Annotated in this window: 17 protein-coding genes; 7 read left to right on the forward strand and 10 right to left on the reverse strand. The window is 56.8% G+C overall.

From position 1 onward, the window contains the following. Window positions 1-255 precede the first annotated feature (255 nt). Window positions 256-2,100, forward strand: coding sequence for a hypothetical protein (locus ACZ52D_RS02720; protein WP_464442476.1), 1,845 nt, complete (start codon window positions 256-258; stop codon window positions 2,098-2,100). Between the two features lie 544 nt (window positions 2,101-2,644). After that, the gene (locus ACZ52D_RS02725) at window positions 2,645-3,346 is read left to right on the forward strand and encodes a hypothetical protein (RefSeq protein ID WP_464442477.1); all 702 of its coding nucleotides are present in this window, start codon (window positions 2,645-2,647) and stop codon (window positions 3,344-3,346) included. 1,680 nt (window positions 3,347-5,026) lie between these two features. Here the strand turns inward: ACZ52D_RS02725 and ACZ52D_RS02730 are convergent. Genes ACZ52D_RS02730 through ACZ52D_RS02740 form a run of 3 tightly spaced genes read right to left on the reverse strand, consistent with a single transcriptional unit; the run spans window position 5,027 to window position 9,562 of the window. Then, window positions 5,027-6,565 carry a TniQ family protein gene (locus ACZ52D_RS02730; protein WP_411352336.1) on the reverse strand — a complete coding sequence of 513 codons (1,539 nt, stop codon included), beginning with the start codon at window positions 6,563-6,565 and terminating at the stop codon, window positions 5,027-5,029. A gap of 10 nt (window positions 6,566-6,575) precedes the next feature. Continuing rightward, on the reverse strand, window positions 6,576-7,526 hold the full coding sequence (locus ACZ52D_RS02735; RefSeq protein ID WP_464442478.1) for a TniB family NTP-binding protein: 951 nt from the start codon (window positions 7,524-7,526) through the stop codon (window positions 6,576-6,578). Window positions 7,527-7,528: 2 nt separating this feature from the next. After that, a complete protein-coding gene (locus tag ACZ52D_RS02740; protein ID WP_464442479.1) occupies window positions 7,529-9,562 on the reverse strand; it encodes a Mu transposase C-terminal domain-containing protein in 2,034 nt (677 codons plus the stop codon). Here ACZ52D_RS02740 and ACZ52D_RS02745 point away from each other — a divergent pair, their 5' ends adjacent. Continuing rightward, complete coding sequence (locus ACZ52D_RS02745; RefSeq protein WP_464442480.1) at window positions 9,563-9,829, forward strand: hypothetical protein; 267 nt, start codon at window positions 9,563-9,565, stop codon at window positions 9,827-9,829. Between the two features lie 278 nt (window positions 9,830-10,107). Here the strand turns inward: ACZ52D_RS02745 and ACZ52D_RS02750 are convergent, their stop codons facing one another. From ACZ52D_RS02750 to ACZ52D_RS02780, 7 genes are all read right to left on the reverse strand, one after another. After that, window positions 10,108-10,791 carry a hypothetical protein gene (locus ACZ52D_RS02750; RefSeq protein ID WP_464442481.1) on the reverse strand — a complete coding sequence of 228 codons (684 nt, stop codon included), beginning with the start codon at window positions 10,789-10,791 and terminating at the stop codon, window positions 10,108-10,110. 252 nt (window positions 10,792-11,043) lie between these two features. Beyond that, window positions 11,044-11,373, reverse strand: a complete 330-nt coding sequence (locus ACZ52D_RS02755) for a hypothetical protein (RefSeq protein ID WP_464442482.1) — start codon at window positions 11,371-11,373, stop codon at window positions 11,044-11,046. Between the two features lie 36 nt (window positions 11,374-11,409). After that, on the reverse strand, window positions 11,410-12,039 hold the full coding sequence (locus ACZ52D_RS02760; RefSeq protein WP_411352333.1) for a hypothetical protein: 630 nt from the start codon (window positions 12,037-12,039) through the stop codon (window positions 11,410-11,412). Between the two features lie 471 nt (window positions 12,040-12,510). Next, complete coding sequence (locus ACZ52D_RS02765; RefSeq protein ID WP_464442483.1) at window positions 12,511-14,082, reverse strand: BCCT family transporter; 1,572 nt, start codon at window positions 14,080-14,082, stop codon at window positions 12,511-12,513. Window positions 14,083-14,239: 157 nt separating this feature from the next. Further along, complete coding sequence (locus tag ACZ52D_RS02770) at window positions 14,240-15,262, reverse strand: GlxA family transcriptional regulator (RefSeq protein ID WP_464442484.1); 1,023 nt, start codon at window positions 15,260-15,262, stop codon at window positions 14,240-14,242. A 251-nt stretch (window positions 15,263-15,513) separates the two neighbouring features. Further along, a complete protein-coding gene (locus ACZ52D_RS02775; protein WP_464442485.1) occupies window positions 15,514-16,734 on the reverse strand; it encodes a M24 family metallopeptidase in 1,221 nt (406 codons plus the stop codon). A 102-nt stretch (window positions 16,735-16,836) separates the two neighbouring features. Further along, window positions 16,837-17,733 carry a LysR substrate-binding domain-containing protein gene (locus tag ACZ52D_RS02780; protein WP_323777942.1) on the reverse strand — a complete coding sequence of 299 codons (897 nt, stop codon included), beginning with the start codon at window positions 17,731-17,733 and terminating at the stop codon, window positions 16,837-16,839. A 99-nt stretch (window positions 17,734-17,832) separates the two neighbouring features. Here ACZ52D_RS02780 and ACZ52D_RS02785 point away from each other — a divergent pair, with 99 nt between their 5' ends. From ACZ52D_RS02785 to ACZ52D_RS02800, 4 genes are all read left to right on the forward strand, one after another. Further along, window positions 17,833-18,648, forward strand: a complete 816-nt coding sequence (locus ACZ52D_RS02785; protein WP_411352330.1) for a creatininase — start codon at window positions 17,833-17,835, stop codon at window positions 18,646-18,648. Between the two features lie 19 nt (window positions 18,649-18,667). Beyond that, entirely contained in the window at window positions 18,668-19,786 is a 1,119-nt protein-coding gene (locus ACZ52D_RS02790; protein WP_411352329.1) for a polyamine ABC transporter substrate-binding protein, read from the forward strand. Between the two features lie 81 nt (window positions 19,787-19,867). Next, window positions 19,868-20,713 (forward strand): ABC transporter permease, encoded by an 846-nt coding sequence (locus tag ACZ52D_RS02795; protein WP_323778802.1) that lies wholly within the window; start codon window positions 19,868-19,870, stop codon window positions 20,711-20,713. Next, entirely contained in the window at window positions 20,710-21,510 is an 801-nt protein-coding gene (locus ACZ52D_RS02800) for an ABC transporter permease (protein ID WP_323778803.1), read from the forward strand. Before ACZ52D_RS02795 ends, ACZ52D_RS02800 begins: the two co-directional genes overlap by 4 nt. Window positions 21,511-21,512: the final 2 nt, after the last annotated feature.

Genomic DNA, 21,512 nt, shown 5'->3' on the forward strand with positions numbered 1-21,512 from the left:
TAGACGATGTCTCAACATGAGGGATACAGGTTTCCTTAGGGGGATATACTGGGTAAAACAGAAGAGTTCATTTGCTGTGTTTGAAGTCCGCTGCTTTGGCGCGCATCTTGTTTCGAACAGCATCGAATAAACTAACGCTAGTCTTATCAAAATCTCGGCTCTATTTTGAATAATAGAAACCGGCTTCAGTATGCGGATGAAGTTGTGAAATTAAATTTCGGAATATTTAATACCAGCAAAGTCAATTTGGATAAAATGCGATTTTCGGCTTCGATCTTGATGCGTTCACATGAGAAAATGTGGAGCGAGGCCTTTCGAGCTCAGTCTGCTGTCGGGCTACCTTCGAACTTACAGCACGATACGAGCCGTGTGTTTGGTTGGTCGAATATCTTAGGTCAGTACATTGATGGGGAAATGGTTCGCACATTAGGGTGTATTGAGGAGCCCGAGAATGATGCCGAACGAATCGAAATAAATACTCGTTGCCAAAACTATTGGAAGCGATACCATAAAAGAGAAACTGAACAGTATGTCGGCGACCTCTTAAAAAGATTTAACCAAGACTCAACTGAGGGAATTCACTTTTTTCGCGGAGAAGCTGTTTTTGCCAAGAAAAGAAACCTCGCGGCGCAAGTATATCCAAACTTCTTCGGAGATGATTCTGAGATAGTAGATAAAGATGGTTTGGTTTTTTACAAAGACCTGATTTCGCAAGCTGTCGAGCTCATGCCAGGAGTTTATCACGAAAAGAAGAACGACCTAATACTTGTAGCTCATAGATTTTTTCGGCGCAGCCAATTTTACAAGAACTCTCTAAACTCCGATTTCATCGAAAAATTTTGCAAAACAGCCAATCAGCACCCGGAACTTAACGCAAGGATTAGGCTTGATCCAGACCTTCTTGGGCACCCTGATACTGTCAAGAAAGCCATTGAGCTTGAATACTGGCACGGGCCGAAATTTAGCGATGATATCAGCAAAATCCCTGACGGTGTAGCTGAACACAAGGCAGATGATTGCACTCGACGGTTTGAAGCTGTGGATAGGACACAAATTTGGTGGAAGGCCCCTGAAACCCGTTGGGTCAACGGTTCTAAAAACAGCTATCGGACATTCGAAATTGAGGAGTTGGTTGAAGATACGTCTCCGGGTTTTGAAGGTAATTATTTCTGCTGCCGGTACGCACATGCGGAGTACTCTTCTGAAGCTGACGCAATCACTCACTTTGACGGAGCAATTCGAGCGTATGCGGAAGAAGCCTTCATGGAAAGAATCGACAGAAAAATTGACCGTGCTGGCAAGCAATCTGACTATACAAAATTGTTTCGGTTCGATGGAGAACTATCGATATCTAGATGGAAGAGCCTGTTAAGTTGCTTCTATCGAGGCAACTATCTAGTGCCTGAGTACTTAGGGGCGCCTTCAAGGGAAGAACAGGCTGCGAGTCAGGGAAAATCGCTTAGCGCCGAAATGAACGAGGCAAATTTATGGGCCTTCATTGCCCTACGTCGCGGTGAAATGGAGCAAAGAACAACGCTCTACTCTAAGACTGCTCAGATCAATGAACAGAAACTGCCGTATGTTGAGGTTGGTACTGGCGCAGTGGCGAAGTATCTCAAGAACATGTACTGTGACATTTCGCCGGTTGGTTTCCGAGACAAAATCTTGAATCTTTCCCCCATTTGCATTTCAGACTGTGACAAAACAGTTGTCTTCTTTGAGGAAATAATCAATGGCCTAGCTGAAGCAATGAGGGAAGACATTGAAAACAACTTGATTACAAGTGCTGCCATTCCCCTTGCGTGGAAAGTTGATGATTTCGTAATTTGCCTTACGATTGCAGGAAACGCATCTGAGGTGCTAAAGATAATGGGCGAGTTGCCAACATCGGTAGAGCTGAATAAGAAGCCTTCAGATTGGATTGATCAGCTGGCAAAGCTCATAGTGGAAATTGCCCCGATTGAGAACGCGGTTGTCAACTGGGAAGGCGTGGAAGAAGGGTTTCTAAATATTTCGCGTGAGGAGGAATTAGAATTTTTTTGTCCGAAGGATTCAGAAATTGGGCGCGCAATGCAAGCGAGCTCACAATTTCCTACCTGAGCGCATTTCTTTAGCGAAGTGCGTTCGTTCGCGCGAGCAAAGACTAGGAGGGCAACTGTCAATACGGCATCGCAGAAAGAGATGGACGACGAGTGTCGGCTATGGGCCGGTCGGGCCAGAAGCCGTGTCCGATCACCCCGACTTTGCAAAGGTCGCTTTCTGCGCTACTCCGACCTTCGAGCGGGGCGCAGCATCGTCCTGGTCAACTGTGCAGCCCTGGAGGTCTGCTCTCAGGAAAACTGGCTGGTTCCTTCGCGCTTGCAGCGAGGAAGTCGCCGCGCTTCGTACAAACGTCCGAATTGGGCTGCCTGCGGTCAGCTGTGATAGCGACGGTAACTGTCCGAGCCGTTGATGACTCCGCTGCGCCGCCGCAAGGCCGCTCCGAGCCCAACCTCCCAATTGCTGCGCGATGCCCAATGTCTGCTATAGTAAGGTATGCAATTAAGAGCTTGAGCCGCCAGTCGAGGGCACACAATTACCTTGGTTTTGGGATCGTTGAGCGGGTATCCTTAACACAGAAAGCGATGGAGCATAGTGATTGCAAATGCTTGACCGTGACACACAGCCAAAGTCCGTCGGCGTTGTAGGCGACGGTGACGATGTCGCCATCATCGAAACCATCGAAGATGTTTTCAAAGTCGCGATTACGGGCGAGGACGCCGAGAGCATTCGGACGTTGGAAGATGCACATTCGGTGATTTGTTCCAAACTACCGAACGAGGAAAATGAGCAAACAAAGTGCCTGACGGCCATGGCGTACTACAGATTGAATCGTGCAATGCAGGACCATGGAAAGGCTTGGCCGTCCGAACGCGTCGAAGCACCTGAAGCAATGCGCCCACGAGCGTTTCAGCAGCAATTGGAGGAAGCAAGCGGATTGCAACTTCCGTTCCTAACGACCTCAAGCGCTTGGGTTAACATGCTCGGCTGGTCAATCCTCGGGACGTGGGCAGCCGGGCCAATCTTGTTTTTCGACTCATTTTCAATTGCCGTTGGAATCCTAGTCTTCGCTTTGAACATCGCGATCTGGCGGTACGCAACAAGTATCGATCAGCGCGTCTGGATATTTAGAGGGACGCTTGCTGACCTCTCACGGCAGGCTTCAAAGGAAAACATCGGCCAACTTGTATCCGAAGGTGGTAAGTGGAAGGGAGCTGATGTTTGGGCGGTAATGACGAAGATCATTTCTGATGAAACAGGCTTTCCTGCTGAAAAAATGCAACCCGCTATGACATTCATCGACTAATTAGCTTTTGTCTCCAGCAAGGTCTTTCAGTCTTGCGTTTTTGAGGTCTCCGGGTTGCTAACCCTTTTTTCCGCTATGCCCCAATGTAACAGCATGATTTGCACAACAGGTGACATCTATACTTAGATGCATCAAACGAAACTCCACAGCGGACGTTCACAGCTGAGTCTTGAACGGCAGCTTCGTCCCGCATCTCTTCCGTTCGATGATGGTTGGTGGCTGCACATGCGGCGAAGGTCTCCTCCTTTCATTGCTCGTGCAGCATGGGATCGCCTCCCGGCTGGCAGATCCCAAGACTTTGCAAAGGTCGCAATCTGCGCTTTGCTGACATCTGCACCGAACGCCGCATCGCCCTGGTCAGCAGTGCAGACCCGAAGGTCGCTTCCGGGAAATCTGGCAGGTTACCCCCTGATAGCGACTAGACGGGACATGCCTTGTCCCACCTGAACTTCAAGCTGCCGCAGCTTAGAATCAATCTCTTCGGGCTTCGGTCGCTTGTTCGCCATTCGTGGTTCTACATTTTCTAAACATAACGGTGGACCAATTCAATTGGGGAGGCTCAGGCTTAGAAACGGAAAACGCTCACGTCCGTGGTCCGGCCTTGGGGGCAAGTCCACATCAGCCGGGAAAATCCAGCTTTCGGAGTTTCAGAGTTGGAGAACAGAGCAAGAAGACCGGGCTGTAACAAGGCGACTGAGGCCAAGTCATGGAGCACCGGTCATAAAGCAAAACAACCAATAGCGTCGCCTACAGTGATGTCAACATTCCCGATCAGGAAGGGTGCGACGCTTTTTTGGCCTTTCGCCGTTTCGAAGAGAAACGCTATGCAGGTAGGTCGAGGAGGGACGTATATTGAAAGAGCCCCGGGGCCCAGAAGGTGCGCTAGATATGGGGAGGCATGACTGTGCCGAACTTTTTGAGCTGACTGTTTGGCGGTAGCAGAACTGGTAGGGGTACTGAGTTCCGCTGCGGGGCGCTACAAAAGGAAGCGCAGCGGCTGAGACAGTAGAGGCAGGGGTCGCTATCCCAAATCTTCCAGCCAAGGCGTACTTCAAAGCGCTAGATCTTCTCTCCCGGGGTATTTCTGATTGCAACTACCGGACCGCTGCCGCCGCGGCGCACGCCGGATTGCCGTAACAGCGGTTTCAGACAACAGGCAGAGCGGGCTTGTTCAGGCGAACCGAACTCGTCAGCAGGCAAAGGGAAATCGCAACCTAAGCAATTGTTTCAAACGAAACCACGGGCCGCGCCGCGCCCGATGGTCATTAAATTCGTGTCGTAATGGTCAGAACCCCCCAAAATGGTCACGTTTTCGCGGGTCGTACAAGAACTGGCGGAAGCAATGCTCCGCCAGCTCAACAATTTCAAAAAAGCGGCCAGAACTGAGGGCCGAAGGTGCATTCATTTACCCCTTGACACCCCTTGCGCAGACTTATGCTTTCGTTTGCGCATTCATTTGCTTTCTCTGACTACTACTTGTCGAACCCGTGAATTATTGGCCATCAGCGGCTTCCCCTAGGATGTAAGTTATTGAAAAATAACGATCGCATTCACCAAAATAGACCCTGAGGCCGTAATCTGTCCATTTCACCCAGAGAAAATGGCCATCGAAAGTTCGTAAAAAAATGCCGCCAGAAGGCGGCATGGTCTGAATTTCCGGGAGTGGTCAGGTTCTGAGGGTCATCCCATCAGGAAATATGAGTCTTGGGAAAGGCCTGGCGGAGGGGATTCGAGCAGCGCCTTGATCTCCTCCGGGTCGACAACCACTGCCGCGAATCCGTGTGCTCCGGTCACCCGGAAGACCTGCTTCAGATGCCCGAGGAACATCAGTTCGAGGATAACCTTCACCCGCGCCCGGGATTTTTCGGCTGATTTGGAGAGATGGACGAAACCCTCGGGCGCCTCGTCGATGGTCGGAAAACTCGTCTCCAGAAAACGAAGGATCGGCTTCACGCCCCGGCCATCTACGGCCTTGCCGATCTTGCTTGCGAGGGCGCGGTGATCCTGCACACGTTGCAGTTGTCCGATCTCGATAAGAAGCGCGATCAGCGGGCGGGAGGCCCCGAGCAAGTCCGGCAGGCGCATGACCGGAACAGCATGCTTTACAACGTCGATCAGATCGCGCGCGGCGGTGTAGTCGACCACGAGCCGGTTGCGCCCCTGCTCCGCCTCTGCCGGGCTCAACAGCCCCGCCACCTGCAGGACGTTGCGCAGCGTTCTGGCGTCGAGACCTTCGGCCTTTGCGATCGATGCCACGCTACAGAGGTGAGGATCAGTAACCGGCTTGCCCAAAAGCATGTGCCCCTTGCTGAGCGGGGTGGTCTCGAGGATCACATCCCTGAGCATGTCGCGGATGGGCCCAGGGTCCTTAGAAAGCCGGCTTCCCGACAGCCAGGCATGCAACATGCCAAAGGCCGCGCGCGGCGCGGCTCTTTTCCCTCTGGATGCCGTGACGCGCGCCATGAGATACTCGCGGATCGCCGCATCGCCCTCGGCGACGATTGACCAACCCGCTCGCCCGGCCGCATCCCACATATCCGCATTCATGTCCGAGGCTTTCAGCTTCGGACCAAAGGCCTCGAGGGCGCCCAGCATCTCGGTCGCGCGCACCGCCTGATCGATATCCTGAGCGTCCAGCCATGCGGGCCCGGGGTAGCCCTCCAGACGCGCCACCGCGTAGGCTTGCAGCGGCGAGACCACGCGGACGCCATCCGGCACCTGCCGCTCGGCATCGATCAAGGTAGTCATGGCCTGCAGCTCATGTGCGATGTCGTCCCATTTCCCCGACCGCAGATCGCGGAGCCTGACTCCGTGGACCGGACAGGTCCGTACCGGAGCCAACCGCCAGATGAGCCGGTGACGCAGCGCGGCACCGGGCAAACGCGCCCCGCTGAGATCATCTTCCAGGCAGGCAGGACAGATCCGTGTCACAGGACCGCTCGTGAATTCGGCTGCGAACTCCAGCCCCCGCAATTGGTAGCGCCGCCCACCAACTGCGCTGATCGTATTGCGCAGCACCGCTGCGGGATCGTGCCCCGCCCTCTCGCACAGCCGCAGAACCGCGCGCTCGTCGCCCCGCACGAGGTCCACGAGGGGAATGCCGAGATCCTTCAGGAATGCGAGAGCGCGTCCGCGGGTGTGGAAGGCGGCCTGCCGCGCTGCCCAGGACAGAGGGGTCTCATCATCGGCAAACGGCAGCATGGGGAAAAGCGCGCTCATGAGACCGCCCTCACTGCTTTTTCCGACGAGGATGATCCTCCTCGACCTCATCGGGTTTCAGGAGCCAGTAGTGGTCGGCGTAGAAAACATTCTCGGCAGCTGTGCAGGCCTCGTTCATCGCGTAGGCCGCCGCGAAATGTCCGATATCCAGTTCCTCATCACCGCGCCCGATGGCGATTTCCATGGCCTGCAGCAACAGCTCGAGGGCCCGTCCGAACCGATAGCGTGCCCCATGGAAGATGCGTCCGATCAGATCCGCTTCGATCGGCGCCCCGAGCCCCACCCGCTGGCAGTATTGCGTAATGACATCGCGGAAGCTGTCGCCATCGACCTGCTCGACGAGATCGGGCAGCACCATCGCGGTGAACCTGCGCTGCACCTGCGGATCCGTACGAATGACCTTTGCGAGGTCTTCCGTGCCAGACAGGACCACGATGACGGCATCGTCACCCTGCATCAGAGATTTCAGCGCCCGAAGGATCAGCTTGCGGTCCGCGCAGAAGAGGTCCTGCGCCTCGTCGATCCAGAGCACCGAGATCCCGAGAAGCTGCAAGCGGTGACGCAAGTCCTGCCAGAGCGACCAGGCCTCCTTGCGCGGGTTCGCATCGGGGTAGCCACTCTCCGCCAGCAGAGCGAGCGTCATACTCTTGAACGTCGCTGGGCTCGGCACCGAACATCCGAGATAGCGCGGCTGCCCGTACTCGCCCTCCTGCAACACCGTGAGCTTGGACAGCGTGCGCTCCAACAGGTGGGACTTGCCGCTTCCCGGCCCCCCGATCAGCATGACCCCACGGGTTTCCCCGGTCCGGGTGAAGCGCTTGACGACAGGGGTCAGATCCCCCTGTTCGTCCGTGGCAAGAAGGCGCGTCATGTGCATTGCCGCCTCGGCATCACGCGCAGAGCCGATATGAAGGCTGCGGACACGTTCCAGAGCACTCTTTGCGGTATCAGCTTGTGCCATGATCAGTCCTCCTCGATGGTCATGTTGGATTTGGGCGAGGTGGGCGTGGCGCCGCGCCCTTTGGTGGCCCGCTTTGCGGGTTTGCCGGGCGTCACCGGCGTGCTGGGTTTCTGAGCCGCCACGGTCATCTCGGAGGAGTCCGGGATCTCCATGCCGAGACCGTCTTTCGCCTGGCGCAACTCCTTGCGCTCAACGAACTCGATGCCGGCCAGAAGCTTCTTCTCTTCCTTCGCGCAGCGTTTCTCGGACCAGTCCTCAAGGTTGAGACCGGCCGCGGCCATCGCGGCTTCGTTGCGCGCTCTGATCGCCGTGATGGCGTCACGGACGGCGACGTTGTCGAGGCGGTTCGACTTCGGGTTCGCGTCGCGGACATGACGCACAGCCGTCAGCCAGGTCTGGGCTGCTACGCCCCGCAGTGCCGGGTCAAGCGCAGGCACCTCGTACCATTTCTTGCCCCACTTGACCGAGATGGCGCCAATGTCCTTGGGATGCCAGCGCACGGAAACCTTTTCCGGGTCCTCGCGGCGCAGATAGGTTTGCATCGCCTCGGATTGGTAGCGCACGCCCAGAACGGTGATGCCGGTCTTGTCCAGGCGATACTCGCGCTGCTGGCCGAAGCACAGCCGCATCATCTCCGCGTCCGGCGGCGGCGTCACGCCACGAAGCTTGGACAGGCGACGCCAAGCCTTCACAGGGGTTTCTCCGCCCAGCCCGTGATGGGGCGTATTGTGGTAGATGTCGATCACCCAACGCAGCAGCGCGAAGGTAAAGTCATCCAAAGTAAGCGCGGCGCGCTTTTCGGGATCTGCATCGCCCTTTTCCATGATGCTGGAGAACGTGTGGCCAGAGAGACGCGGCGCGAAGTCGCTCCCGAAGCTGTTGAAGACGCGCTCAATCGTTCCGCGGTTTTCCGGCACCCCATTCATCGCCATCTCCCACATCACGCCGAGATCCTCAGCCGCCATGCGAAAACGCATCGACTTGAAGGCAGAGCCGCCATCGAAGACGATCAGCTCGGGAGTGCCATGCATGTCCCAGGGAGTCAGTGCCCCGACCGCGTCCGCCCACGCCCCCTTGTTCGTCGTGATCATCTGCAAGAGTTGCACCGCAGCCTCGGAGTTCGCCGAACGGCTCAGGACCATGCCAACGATGCAGCGCGTGGCACAGCAGATCGCTGCGGTCAGCGTCCAGCGATCCTGGGCTTTGGCCTTGTAGCGGGGATTTTTGTCGTCACCTTCGATGTAGAGGCCGAGTTGCCGCTTCTCGTCATCGCTGAGCATGCCATAGATGTTCGTACTCTTGAGCAGGGTCGAGACGTCCACCGTCCATTCGTCGATCTCGACGCGTTCCAACGGGCGGGTCACGCCGAGACCATTCAGAACGGGCCGGAACTTCTTGCGGGCGGCAGCCTCACCATTGCGGGCAACTTCCACGCGAAACGGGTCCAGTGCCCGGATCGCCCGGCGCACCGTCTCGCGGCTCGGTGCGCGGAGATGATCGTCCTTGTCAGTGTATTGTTCGTTGCGTGCATGGATGGCCAGCGCGACATTCTCATAGATCTGCTGCATTGTCGGCCTATCGGGCGACAGATAACCTTGGACTTCCCTGCGCATGATGGCAGCCGCTTCCGGCTTGACCCGCGTTCCCCGCCAGCCACGCCGATCCATATTGTCCAGATGGCCGGGCAGCCTCAGGTCACGGAGATCTGCGAGCCAGCGGCGCAGCGTGCGCGGGCTCGGAACCTCGCCCATGTTCTCAGAGGGCAGGATATCCAGCGCACCAGAGGGCATGTGCGGCTTCGCCAATTGCGTCGCACGACCGACCAGCGTGTCCATCGATGCGGCAATGGAGGCATCAGTGAACTTCATCAGCTTTTCGCGGTGCATGTCGAGCGCGGCCTGACAATAGGCATCCTTGCGCACGAAACGCCGAAGAGGCCGCACGGACAGCGCCCCAAGCGCCACGCCTTCCGTCAGTTGCCGTTTCCGCGCGGCCTCCGGATTGAAGTAGTCACGTTCGACGCGGATGCGGCCCAAGTGACCGAGATCGGCAAGCTCTTCATGGGAGAACTGCCGCGCAAGGCCCTCATGGTCATCATGCGTCATGACGAACCCCTTCTCGGTTTCCATGTGGAGCCGGAAGGCCATACCGTCGATGGTGACACGGTCGAAGCGGCCAAAGGCATAGCGGGAATTTTCGGAGGTGAAGGAGAGATCCATTTCGAAGTCCTTTTCAGATGTTTGGCGCTGCACAAGGCAGCAGGAGAGAGTGCGGTCGCCGAACGGCACCGCCTGGAAGAGTGATGGGTTGAGTGATTGCGGGTTGCAGTGCGGACGGCATCTTCGGCCGTCCTGAACTCAGTCGTCGGCCGTTGCGGCTAGATCAGAGGCGACCTGCAGCCCCTTCTGGCTCCGGAAAGCCGTGCCTCCGTCGAGGATCAACAGGGCCGGAACAACAGGCGCCCCCAACCATGCAGCGCCAGCGTCGTCGTGCGCGACACGATCAACAGGTGCGGAATGGACCCGTTTGGAGCCCTTGCGGCGCCGCGTAACCAGACCGGCGCTCCGCGAAGGAGAGGCAGTCATGCGCAGACCTCCTTCGCCTTGAACACCAAGCTGCTGTGGTCGATACGCTCATAGCTCACCATCTGGAGGTGCCCGGACCGGATCAGTCGAACGAGCGCACGGAACCCCATCCCATCAAGGCCGGTCTGCTCGACCAGGCTTTCGATCGTGGCCACACCGGCCATCCGGCCGACGACATCCCGAGCCACGGGATCGCCGAAGCAGTCCGGCCGCCGCACGGAAAGGAAGAGCTTCGCGTTGAAGAACTCGACGGGGCAGACATCCCGCTCCGTGAACAGACGGAAGTCGTCCAGAACACCTTGCGCGACGGCCTGCTCCTTGATGCGGGCCAGCTGCGCCAGATAGGCGTCCTTCACCCGCCCCAGGGGACGCACGGCATAGCCGATGACGGTCCCGTTGTGCTCAGTGGCGACAAGGTCGATGTAGTGCTTGTGAATTTTGCCGTCTTCGTCGAACCAGTCGAAAAGGACTTGTTCAACAAGCTCCTGCACTTCGGGCCGCGCCGCCAGCAGCAGGGCAGCTTGCGCCTCGAGATGGCTCTCAACCCCGGTGCGAATGCCAGGGCCGGAGCCCAGGACGATACCGCCGGTGAAGTGTTGGGTCGAACCCACCTGGGTGGCACGGTCGCCGCGGCTGAGTTCGGGCAGGCGGACGCCGCCGCCGATGGAAAGGTCAGACATGATTTCTCCTGCCCCGAGAGCATGGCTGCCTCGGGCTGTGTTTATCTTTGAAGATTGCGGAGAGCTGTCCTTGTCCTGGCAATAGCGGCATGCTAACTGGCAGGTGCTACACAGGGACCGGGCCCTCGCACGGTTCAAATTGGCGCTATGCGCCTATTTCTGGTTTCTGGTTTTTGAGCCTCTTTGGACAGTGTTTTCCGATGAGCGCCTGCCACCTGCTTGGATCTGAGAATTCAGGACCAAGTCAGGGCATCAGCCGCATATTCTGGAAATGCCCATAAGAGTTGTTTGGGCCCGGTGTCCAGACTGCCAGTTTTGCGGAGAATGGCTCGCATTTTCTTCGTTAATCCTGGCCTCAAGAGCGGGGAACAGTTTCACTCCGATTTCGTCCTGGACTAAGGGATTTTGTGAAAAGAGGACGCGAGCTCCTTTAAGAACACTCGGAACACTAGCTTTTTCTACTGCTACCTGAAATGCCGGGTACATTTTCATCTGGATAAGCCTGTGGATATCAAGGAGCGCCGCTCGAAACGGCTGAATGGTCAATAGGAATTCGGTGAATTCGCGAATCGATTCCCGCAATGTAAAGCGTCAAAAACAGGAAACCGCCGCCGCTTGTCACTCCGCGGCATCCCCGCTCGCAAGCGAGGCAAGCCTGTTAAACAGCTTATGGGACACGCAGACCCTCCTTTCCCACTCCGGCTCAGCAATTTCCGCAGAAGACTTTCCGAACCAAACTTTGAGGTCTCCCTCTGAGGACACGTGTGAAAATACCGCGTGCGGCCCATTCGTGCTGATCTCGACCGAAACCCTGGCGGGACCAAAGCCATCCGCCTCCGTATTGAAGCCATACTCGAGCCAATGCCCGCAGAACGCTCCGAAGGTGCGCGCCATTTCAAGGCCATCAACAGGCAGACGGTTGAGAGCATCAAGCATCTCGCTGCGTCCCTCTGCCCGACCAGCGACCTCCCACTGAATGTGGTCATCAAGGAAGAGGCTGCCCTGTGCGACCCGCAGCTGAGAAAGCTCCTTCACAGCTTCCGGCGCATCTTTGGTTTCAACATTCATGACCAATGCCAAGGTCAGGTGAAAGATATCTTCGCCAGTCATGTGCGCCGCCGCCCGCCCGCGCCCCCCAGGGCTGCGCAGACCGGCACGGGCCATGGCGCGCGTCATGGCATCAACCTTATTGGGATTCAGATCAAAGTACTCCGCAAGAGCACGGACCATTTCACCTTTTGTCGCCATAGGAGATGCCCTCAAGAACTGCCGATGAGGAGTTGATAGCCCATGAACAGGTCACGCGTCAAGTTTACGGTAAAACTTTTTCCGAAAATAAATTGGGAAATGATCCGAGGCCTGTAGCCCCTGTAGACTGGACACTCTGACAGAGGGAGCAGGCAAGAGACGTCACGCTTAAAAGAGTGCGCCACCCACCAATTGCACCTTAAGGGTGTGTCGGTACGCCCCATAGGAATACTGTACCCCTAAAAGGAATACCTCGGGATACTCCAATTTAACAGATTGAAATAACTCGATAATCGCGCCTCCGCGAGCACACATCACTCGTGAAATTTCCAACCAGCTGGTTAACTGAGTTCCTCACTGCTGCATGGTAAACATTGGCCTCTCGAGTAGCCGCGAAGTTGGTAGGTGAAATCAAAAACACGCGCGCCGCAGTATGCGTAAAGCGGCGCGCTAAACTTGCTCCAAAGAGGACTACGTGAGCGGCAGCTCCTCCTTCAGCGCCCTGTACAAGCTGACTATCATCAGAAGGATGACAATGGAGAAGGGCAGTGCGGCGGCGATCGACGCCGTTTGCAACGCTACAAGACCTCCAACAACCAACAGCACGCTGGCGACAACCCCCTCGGTAACGCCCCAGAAGACGCGGACCAGATGCGGCGGGTGCTGGCTGCCCATCGCAAGCATGGTGCAGATCACCAAGGTGCCTGAGTCCGACGAGGTGATGAAGTAAGAGGCAATCAGGAAGGTAACGATTGCCGCGAAGGCAGTGCCCCAGATGCCAACGTCCATGCCTTCAAGCGTCGCATAAAGCGCCAGGGTCGGGCTTTCGTTCACGGCTTCGATGATACCGCCGGCACCCTGCAATTCGATACTGACCGCGTTGCCACCGAACATCGCCAGCAGGAACATGGTCACTAGCGGCGGAATGATCAGCAAGGACACAACAAACTCGCGCAGGGTTCGCCCCTTGGACACACGGGCGATGAACAGGCCGACAAACGGCGACCAGGCGATCCACCAGCCCCAATAGAAGACAGTCCACCAACCCTGCCAGTCGCGCCCGGCCTCTTCATCCACCCACATCCCCATTGGCACAAAGTTCTGCACATAGTTACCGAGAAGATTGACGTATTGGCCGAGCAGATAGACCGTCGGTCCCGCAAAAAGGAAGAAGGCAAGGATCGCGAAGGTCAGCCACATATTCAATTCGCTGATAATGCGGATGCCTTTGGACACACCCGAGACGGCCGAGAGTGTAGCAATGCCGGTCACTACAGCTATCAGAATGATCTGATTGGTTGTCGAATTGGCGATTCCAGTAAGCAGGTTTAGACCCGCGTTCATTTGCTGGACACCCAGCCCCAGAGTGGTGGCAACCCCAAAAATTGTGCCGAAGATGGCCAGCAGGTCAACGGCATGCCCCCAGAACCCGTAGATCCGGTCGCCGATCAGCGGATACAGGGTGGACCGCATCGAAAGCGGTAACCCTTTGCGGTAGGCGAAAAAGGCCAGAGACAAAGCAACAATCACGTAGACCGCCCAGCCGTGGACACCCCAGTGAAAGGCTGTAATCAACATTGCCGTGCTGGCGGCCAGCGCTGAGTTCGCCTCGGTTCCGGCCATTTCGATGAACGGATTGCCCTGCAGGTGGTACATCGGCTCAGCGATACTCCAGAACAGCACGCCATTGCCCATGCCTGCGCTGAACAGCATGGCAAACCACGAGAAGTTGCCAAATTCCGGCCGGTCGCTGTCCTTGCCCAGCCGGATGTGGCCGTAGCGGCTGAAGGCCAGCCAGATGCTGAACAGCAAGAAGATGCTGATGATCAGAATGTAATACCAGCTAAGGGTGCTGGTGATCCAAAGCTTGATCCCGTCGAACACGCCCGAGGCGAATTCGACATTGGCGACCGTGAAGAGCACAAAGGCGATGACCATGAGTTTCGAGGCGATGCTCATCCGAGCATGGACGCCTTTCAACAGGCCGGTTCTGGCGACGGCGTTATAAGGGTAATGGCCGTCAAAGCCCTGTTCGAGTGACATTGTTTCTCCCTGTCTTTGTGTTTGGGCCGGACCTGAGTGGACCAGCCATGACCCGGCCTTCCGTGCCGCCAGCAGGCAATAGGTGTTCAGCCTGAGACCTTAGTGGAGCATCGGGTAGGCAGGGAATGAGAACCGCAAATACTTGGATGAAGGAAATTTATGGTGCGCTGCTGTGGAGCGACCAGGACTTTCGGAAACTGTGCGGTGAACGCTCAAACTTGCGCTTGAATTGCCTAGAGAAATACGAGGCACTTTCAAAACCCGAGGCCATGGCGACCTCCCGGACACTTAGGTCGGTTTCATTCAGCAACGAAAAGGCCCGGTCCAGCCGCAGGCTGAAGTAAAACTTCCACGGCGATTGCCCGACGTACTTCTGAAACAGGCGCTCAAGCTGGCGGCGGGAAACAGCCAAAGTTTCGGCAATTCCATCAATGTCCAGCGGCTCTTCCAGGTTGGCCTGCATCAGGCGAACGGCGCGGATTAAATTTTGATTGCGACAGCCAAGCATTGGTGACACTGGCGTTATCTGTCTCGACATGCCCGCTCCCGGGCGTTTGTGCAGGCACATCTCGGCAACGCAGGACGCTAGATGCGCGCCGCAATGGTCTTCAATGATTTCAAGCATCATGTCAGTAGCAGCATGACCGCCGCCGCATGTGTAGAGTCCCCGGTCTGCTTCATAGAAGTTGCCGGTTGGTTCGAGACAGGGAAACAGCTCGGCAAAGCCAGGGGAATTCTCCCAGTGCAGCGTAAACCTCCGCCCGGTCAGAACACCTGCCGCCGCCAGGGCAAACGCGCCGGTACAGATACTTCCAACACTTACGCCGTGCGCTTTCTGGCGGCTGATCCAGCTGACAACCCGGCTGTCATACGATTGCGCAGGTTCCGTCCCTGCACAGACAAAAAGCGAAGCATTTCGATCAAGTTCCACCAGACCGGTATCCATTTGAATCGGAATGCCATTTGAGCAGCTTACCGGTTGGCCATCCGGGCTGAGCGTATGCCATTCAAACAGCGGCTTCTGTGTCAGCTGATTGGCTATCCGCAACGGCTCGATTGCAGCGCTAAAGGCCAGCATCGTAGTTTTGGGCAGCAAAAGAAAATGGAATTTCTTCGGTGGACCACCGCTGTCGAAACGTACGGTGGCAGCGCCTTTCGGAAGGAAACGGTTGTCTTGCATGAGCGTTTTCCAGGACATTAGAACGGAGGTCTCTGTCCTCGTTTTGATATTTATTGTACCCTGGCACCGCGCCCGTCGGCGCGGTGCCTTGTCACCTCGGAACGGCAAAGGCCAGACGCAAATGGACCCATTTGGCGGCGCCTTCGCTGGTGCGCTGCGGGTCCGGTGTCAGTGAAAGAAGGCCAATAGACCCAGCCAGGACAACCAAACAGATCAGCCCCTTTAGCAGCAATCCGGCCTTTCCTCGCATCCTAGGCCGCACTGCCGACGATGTTATGCTCCGGGCCGTAGGGGAAGCCGGTGATATTCTCGGCACTGTCTTCGCCTACGATCAGAATGTCATGCTCCCGATAGCCGCCTGCGCCCGGCGTACCTTCTGGCAGCATGACCATTGGCTCCATCGACACCACCATGCCGGGCTTCAGCTCAGTATCGATATCTTCGCGGAGCTCGACACCGGCCTCGCGGCCGTAATAGTGGCTTAGCACCCCAAAGCTGTGACCGTAACCGAAGGAGCGGTATTTCAGCAGATCCCACTCCCGGTACATCTCATTCAGCTCCAATGCGATATCCTTGCACTTTGCACCGGGCTTGATCAGCTCCAGCCCGCGCTCATGCACGGCGACGTTCTTTTTCCAGATGTCCAGGCTGGCGTCGTCCACATGGTCGCAGAACAAGGTCCGCTCCAGCGCCGTGTAATAGCCGAAAATCATCGGGAAGGTGTTCAGGCTCAGGATATCGCCGGACTGTACGATACGGTTGGTGACGGGGTTGTGGGCGCCATCAGTGTTGATGCCGGACTGGAACCAGGTCCAGGTGTCCATCAGTTCAACAAAGGGGAAGGAGGACGCAATCTCGCGTATCATCGCATTGGTGCCTGCTATGGCAACTTCATGTTCAGCCACACCAGCCTGCACTGCCTTGGCCACCGCCGCGCCGCCAACATCACAGATCCGCGCACCTTCGCGGATCAGTTTCAGCTCCTCATCGGACTTGATCGTCCGCATCCACATAGAGGGGCCGGACACATCGACGAACTCCACATCCGGCAAGGCATCCTGCAGCGCCTGGCGGTAATCCAGCGACACGTGGTCGAACTCAATTCCGACACGCTTGGCACCCTTGGTCAGGTCCTGTACCGCCCGGTAGAAATTGTCGCGGCGCCAGTCTGTATAGGTGATGTTGTTTCCGAAGCTGCGGCGCCAGGGCTGGCCGCCATCAATGCCTGCGGAAATCGTGGTTGCATTCTTCTGGTCGATCACCATGCCGTACTTGCGCCCGAAGTAGCAGTACAGCCAGCCGGAATAATAGTTGATGCAGTGGTAGGAGGTGAACAGCGCCGCATCGACGTTCTGCTCTGCCATCCAGCCGCGCAGCTCATCCTGGCGGCGTTTCATTTCCTGGTCAGAGAATGGCGAAAAATCCTTCTCGCCATTGTGCCATTCCATGACGTGGAGCATATCTTCAGACATTTTTAATCCTTTCTTCGGGGCGTGTCCCAGTCGGTAGCACCGAAGAAAGATTTCAAAAAATTAATAGATGTGATCCTACTATAAATATTTCAAATTCAAACCCTATCCGGACGTCGGCTTCAATGTCTTGCGGAAGCCCCCGACGCCTCCGGCAATCTGCTCGATCAGTTTGAGCGCCGCTTCACTCTGGCGCACATGTTTGTAGAACAACCCGACATGTATTCGCGCCAGCTGCGGAAATCCGATATCCGGTGTCAGGATACGCATACCCGGGAGCAAGGTCTTAGTTGTAAGGGCAGAAATGCCCCAGCCGCTGGCCACCGCGTTCTGCAGCGCCGAGATGCCGGGGCTTTCAAAGGCGATCCGCCACTTGCGCCCTTCGCCGTTCAGCGCTTCGATCACCCGGTTCCGGTAGACGCAGCCCTCCGGGTGCAGAACTAGCGGTAACGGCTCATCCGGGTTGAAATGGAACTCCTTTGCGCAAACCCATTTGGGACGCTCGGACCAGTAGTGCGAGACATATGGCGCTGGCATTGAGTCTGTGATGGCAATTGTCATATCCAACTCGTCCGCATGCAGCTTACTCAGCAGATCGCGGCTCCAATTGCAGCGGATATCCAGCGTGACGGCCGGGTTTGCAGAGACAAAGTCCGAAATGATCTCCTGAAAAAAACCGATTGCATAGTCAATCGGCAGGCCAACACGCAGCACGCCCTGAATACTGGAACGCGACAACCGGGCCACGGCCCTGTCGTTCAGCCGCAAAATTTCACGGGCAAAACCGATCAGCGCATGGCCATCTTCGGTCAGCGTCAGCTCCTTACCCTTATGCACGATTAGCTTGCAGCCGCTGAGCTCTTCCAAGCGGCGTATTTGCAGGGAAATCGCTGGCTGGGTCCGTCCGAGGGCCTGCCCGGTCTCTGTGTAGTTTCCTAGATCGACTGCCGTCACAAAGGTGCGAAGCAAGTCAGTTTGAAAGTTGGTGAAGCTTCTAGCCATTTGCAATTCTTATTCCATTATTGCTACTATCAATTTCCCACATGTCACCTCCGGAGTCAAAGTAAAGCAAGCCTTAACTTTCCCGGAATGACCCAACCCATGAAGAAAGCTTCTGTTTTTGCCGCCGAGCTGCCTTGGCCGGAGTATAAATCCCGCGTCGCAGGTGGCTGCACCCCCATCTTGATCCCGATCGGATCAATGGAGCAGCATGGGCATCACATGCCCATGCATGTCGATGTACTGCTGCCGACAGAGTTTGCCCGCAGGGTGGCGTCAGAGACCGGCAGCCTTGTCGCCCCACCCTTCACCTATGGCTACAAGTCACACCAGAAATCCGGAGGCGGGAACTTTTTTCCCGGCACTACCAGTCTGGATGGCAGCAGCCTGGTCAACGCACTGAAAGATGTGATCAAGGAGTTCGCCCGCCACGGCAATCGCCGAATCTGCTTGGTAAACGGTCATTTTGAGAACTCCTGGTTCATTGTTGAGGGCATCGATCTGGCCCTCAGAGAACTGCGCTGGGACGGCATTACCGATATGAAAATTGTGGTGCTGTCCTACTGGGATTTTGTCGGCGATGACTCAATCGCCAAGCTCTACCCCGACGGCTTCCTGGGTTGGGACATCGAACACGGCGGTGTGTTGGAAACTTCGCTGATGCTCAAGCTTTACCCGAATTTGGTGTGGCTGCAGGACGCAATCGACCACCCGCCGGCCGAATTTCCGCCCTATGACGTCTACCCCCCGCACGAGGACTGGACACCCTCCACCGGCACCCTGTCCTCCCCCAAGGATGCCTCGGCCGAAAAGGGCGAGCTGCTTCTCAATGTCTGCACCGCAGGGATCGTCAAAGCGCTGCGGAAAGAATTCGGAGAACGCTCTCCGGCAAGCGCGGCGGCTACAGCTGCGCAATAAACCCAGCAAGGAGACTGACATGACTGCCAAACTTATCCATCCCACCCGGCGGGCGCTGCTGAAGTCGGCCGCAGGCGCGGCGCTCGCAACCCCGTTTCTGTCTATCCGGGCCGCGGCCGAAACCGTGAATCTGTCGATGCTGGCGTGGTATGGCCATGCAGAGCCCGATGTCGTTGGCGAATTTGAAGAGCTGCACAATGTGAAGTTCACCCCGAAATACTACACCGGAGGCGACAACATGCTGGGCCTGATCGCCCAGTCGCCGCCGGGCACCTATGACGTCATCCTGTCCGACGCCGAATATGTTCAGCAGTTGAACGCGGCCGGATACATTGAGGAACTGGACCCAAACGACTATGCCTTTGATGACTTCTTCCCGGAGTTCCAGCAATTCCCGGGCCACTGGAAGGACGGCAAGCTCTACTCGGTGATCACCCGGTTTGGCTTCCTCGGTATATCCTATAACGCCGATGTGCTGAGCGAGAGCGATGCGGCCAGCTACAACGTCTTCGGCGACAGCCGCCTGACCGGCAAACTGGGCCACTTCGACTGGCACCTTCCAAACTTGGGGCAGATCAGCTTGCTGAACGGCAATCCCAATCCCTTCGACCTGAGTGACAAGGCTTGGCAGCAGGTGGAGGACAGCACAATGGCGCTGCGCGACCAGGTGGGCGGGTTCTTTGACTATGGCGGCACCTTCTCGTCGCTGAAGAACGGCCAGATGACCGCATTTGCGGGCATTGGCGACTGGATCACCGGCGTGCTGGAGAAGAACGGTGCCAATGTGCGCACCGCGATCCCGCAAGAAGGCGGCCTGCAATGGACCGAAAGCTTTTCGATCGGCAAGGGCTCCCGCAACCAAGAAATGGCGAAGAAGTGGATCCAGTACATCACCTCGCCCAATGGCCAAGCGAAGTCAGCGGATATGGCGGCCTACCCGGCGCTGATCCCCAACAAGAAGGGCTGGGTCGTGCTGAATGAGGCGAACCCTGCCGAAGCCAAGAGGCAGAACATGGTCCTGGGCCAGCACAACGCCATGGACCTGATCCGCGAAGGCCGCATCAAGTACCGCCAGCTACCCGTGCAGCAAAGCCTGGAGGACTGGAACGACTTCTGGTCCGACTACAAAGGCGCGTAACTCCACCAGCACCGGAGATGTCTCCTCCCCTGTCCCCGGTGCCCAACTGAAGGCCAGCTGCCGCCCGGTGCTGGAAAACCGATGAATACACGGCCATCTCTGTTTTCACTGACCTTTTCGCTGCCGCTTCTGATCTGGCAGCTGGCCTTCTTTTTGTTTCCGCTGGCCTTTCTGGTGGCACTTAGCTTCTGGACAGTGCGGAACTTTCAGATGCAGCCCGATTTTGACACCGTGAACTGGGTGAAAATCTATTCCCGCAGCGTGTTCTGGGATGCCTACTTCAGGACCCTGCTGCTCGCTTCTTTCAGTGCGGCGCTAATTAGCCTGGCGGCTTTCCCGGCGTCTTATGCGATCTCGTTCAAACTGGGTGAAAATGCGAAACGCTGGATGATCTTCGTCCTGATCATCCCTTTCTTCACCAGTTATTTGGTCCGCGTCTATTCGCTGCAGGTCTTCTTGTCCGACGCAGGCATCCTGAATGCTTTCCTAGGCTACCTTGGGCTCGGCCCCTATTCTATGCTCAACAACAGCTTCGGCACCCTCACCGGCTATGCCACCCTGTGCCTGCCGCTGGTTATCCTGTTGCAGGTCTTCAGCCTGAATTTCGTGAACCGTGATTTGGTCGAGGCCGCCCACAATATGCGCTGCGGCCGCCTGCGGACGGTTCTGGAAGTGATCATACCCTCTGCCAAAGCCGGTCTGGTGATCGCAGGCCTCTTCGCTTTCATCCTCAGCTTCGGCGATTTTGTGAGCCCCCTTTATCTGGGTGGAGGCAACCCGCCGACCCTTTCGATCATGATCACCGATATCACAAAATCCGGGCAGCAATGGCCGCGCGCTGCGGTGGTGGCGCTGACGATGATCGCCACACTTTTGACAGTCGCCTTTGCCGCCATCAAATTTGCCTACAGGGAGGCAGGAAAGTGACCGGTAACCGTAATCCCCTTATCAACGGCCTGCTGAAGCTGCATATCACGCTATGCCTGATCTTCATCTTCGCCCCGATTGCCGGCAGCTTTGTCTTCTCGCTGAACTCGGACCGCTTTCCTTCGCTGCCGCTAGGCTCGTTCTCAACTGAATGGTACCGGCTTATCTGGGAAGACCCACTGGTCTGGGCCGGCTTCTTCAACACTCTTCTTGTTGGCGCTTGCGTTGCAGCGATTGCGACGCTGCTGGGCTTTGGCGGCGCCTACACCGATTTTCGCTACAAGTTTTTCGGCAAGCCCGTCTATCTGGCCCTTGCCCTGCTGCCGCCCACCATCCCAGTGGTGATCATGGGGCTGGCGATGCTTGCCTTCCTCTCCCGCGTCAGCCTCTCCGGGAATGTGATTTCGGTGATCATTGCCCACGGCGTGATGTGCAGCCCATTTGCCATGGCGATCATCCGCCTGCGCCTGTCGCAGATGGACCCTGATCTGGAAGCCGCAGCCTGGAACTTGGGCGGCAATGAATGGGTAACCATGCGCCATGTGATCATCCCCTTCACCAAACCCGCAATCTATGCCGCCTTGTTCATCACCATGGCCGTGTCCTTTGACGAATTCGCGGTGGCCTGGTTCGTATCGGGCCTGAACGAGACCCTGCCGGTCAAGGTTCTGGGCTTCCTCCAGGGCCAGGTCAGCCCCCGGATCAATGCCATCGGCTCGCTCGCCTTTGTCAGCTCAATCTCCTTCATCGTGATTGCCCAGCTTCTGATGCGCAATCCAAACGCCAAGACCTCTTAACA

Source organism: Leisingera sp. S2M4, assembly GCF_055398055.1.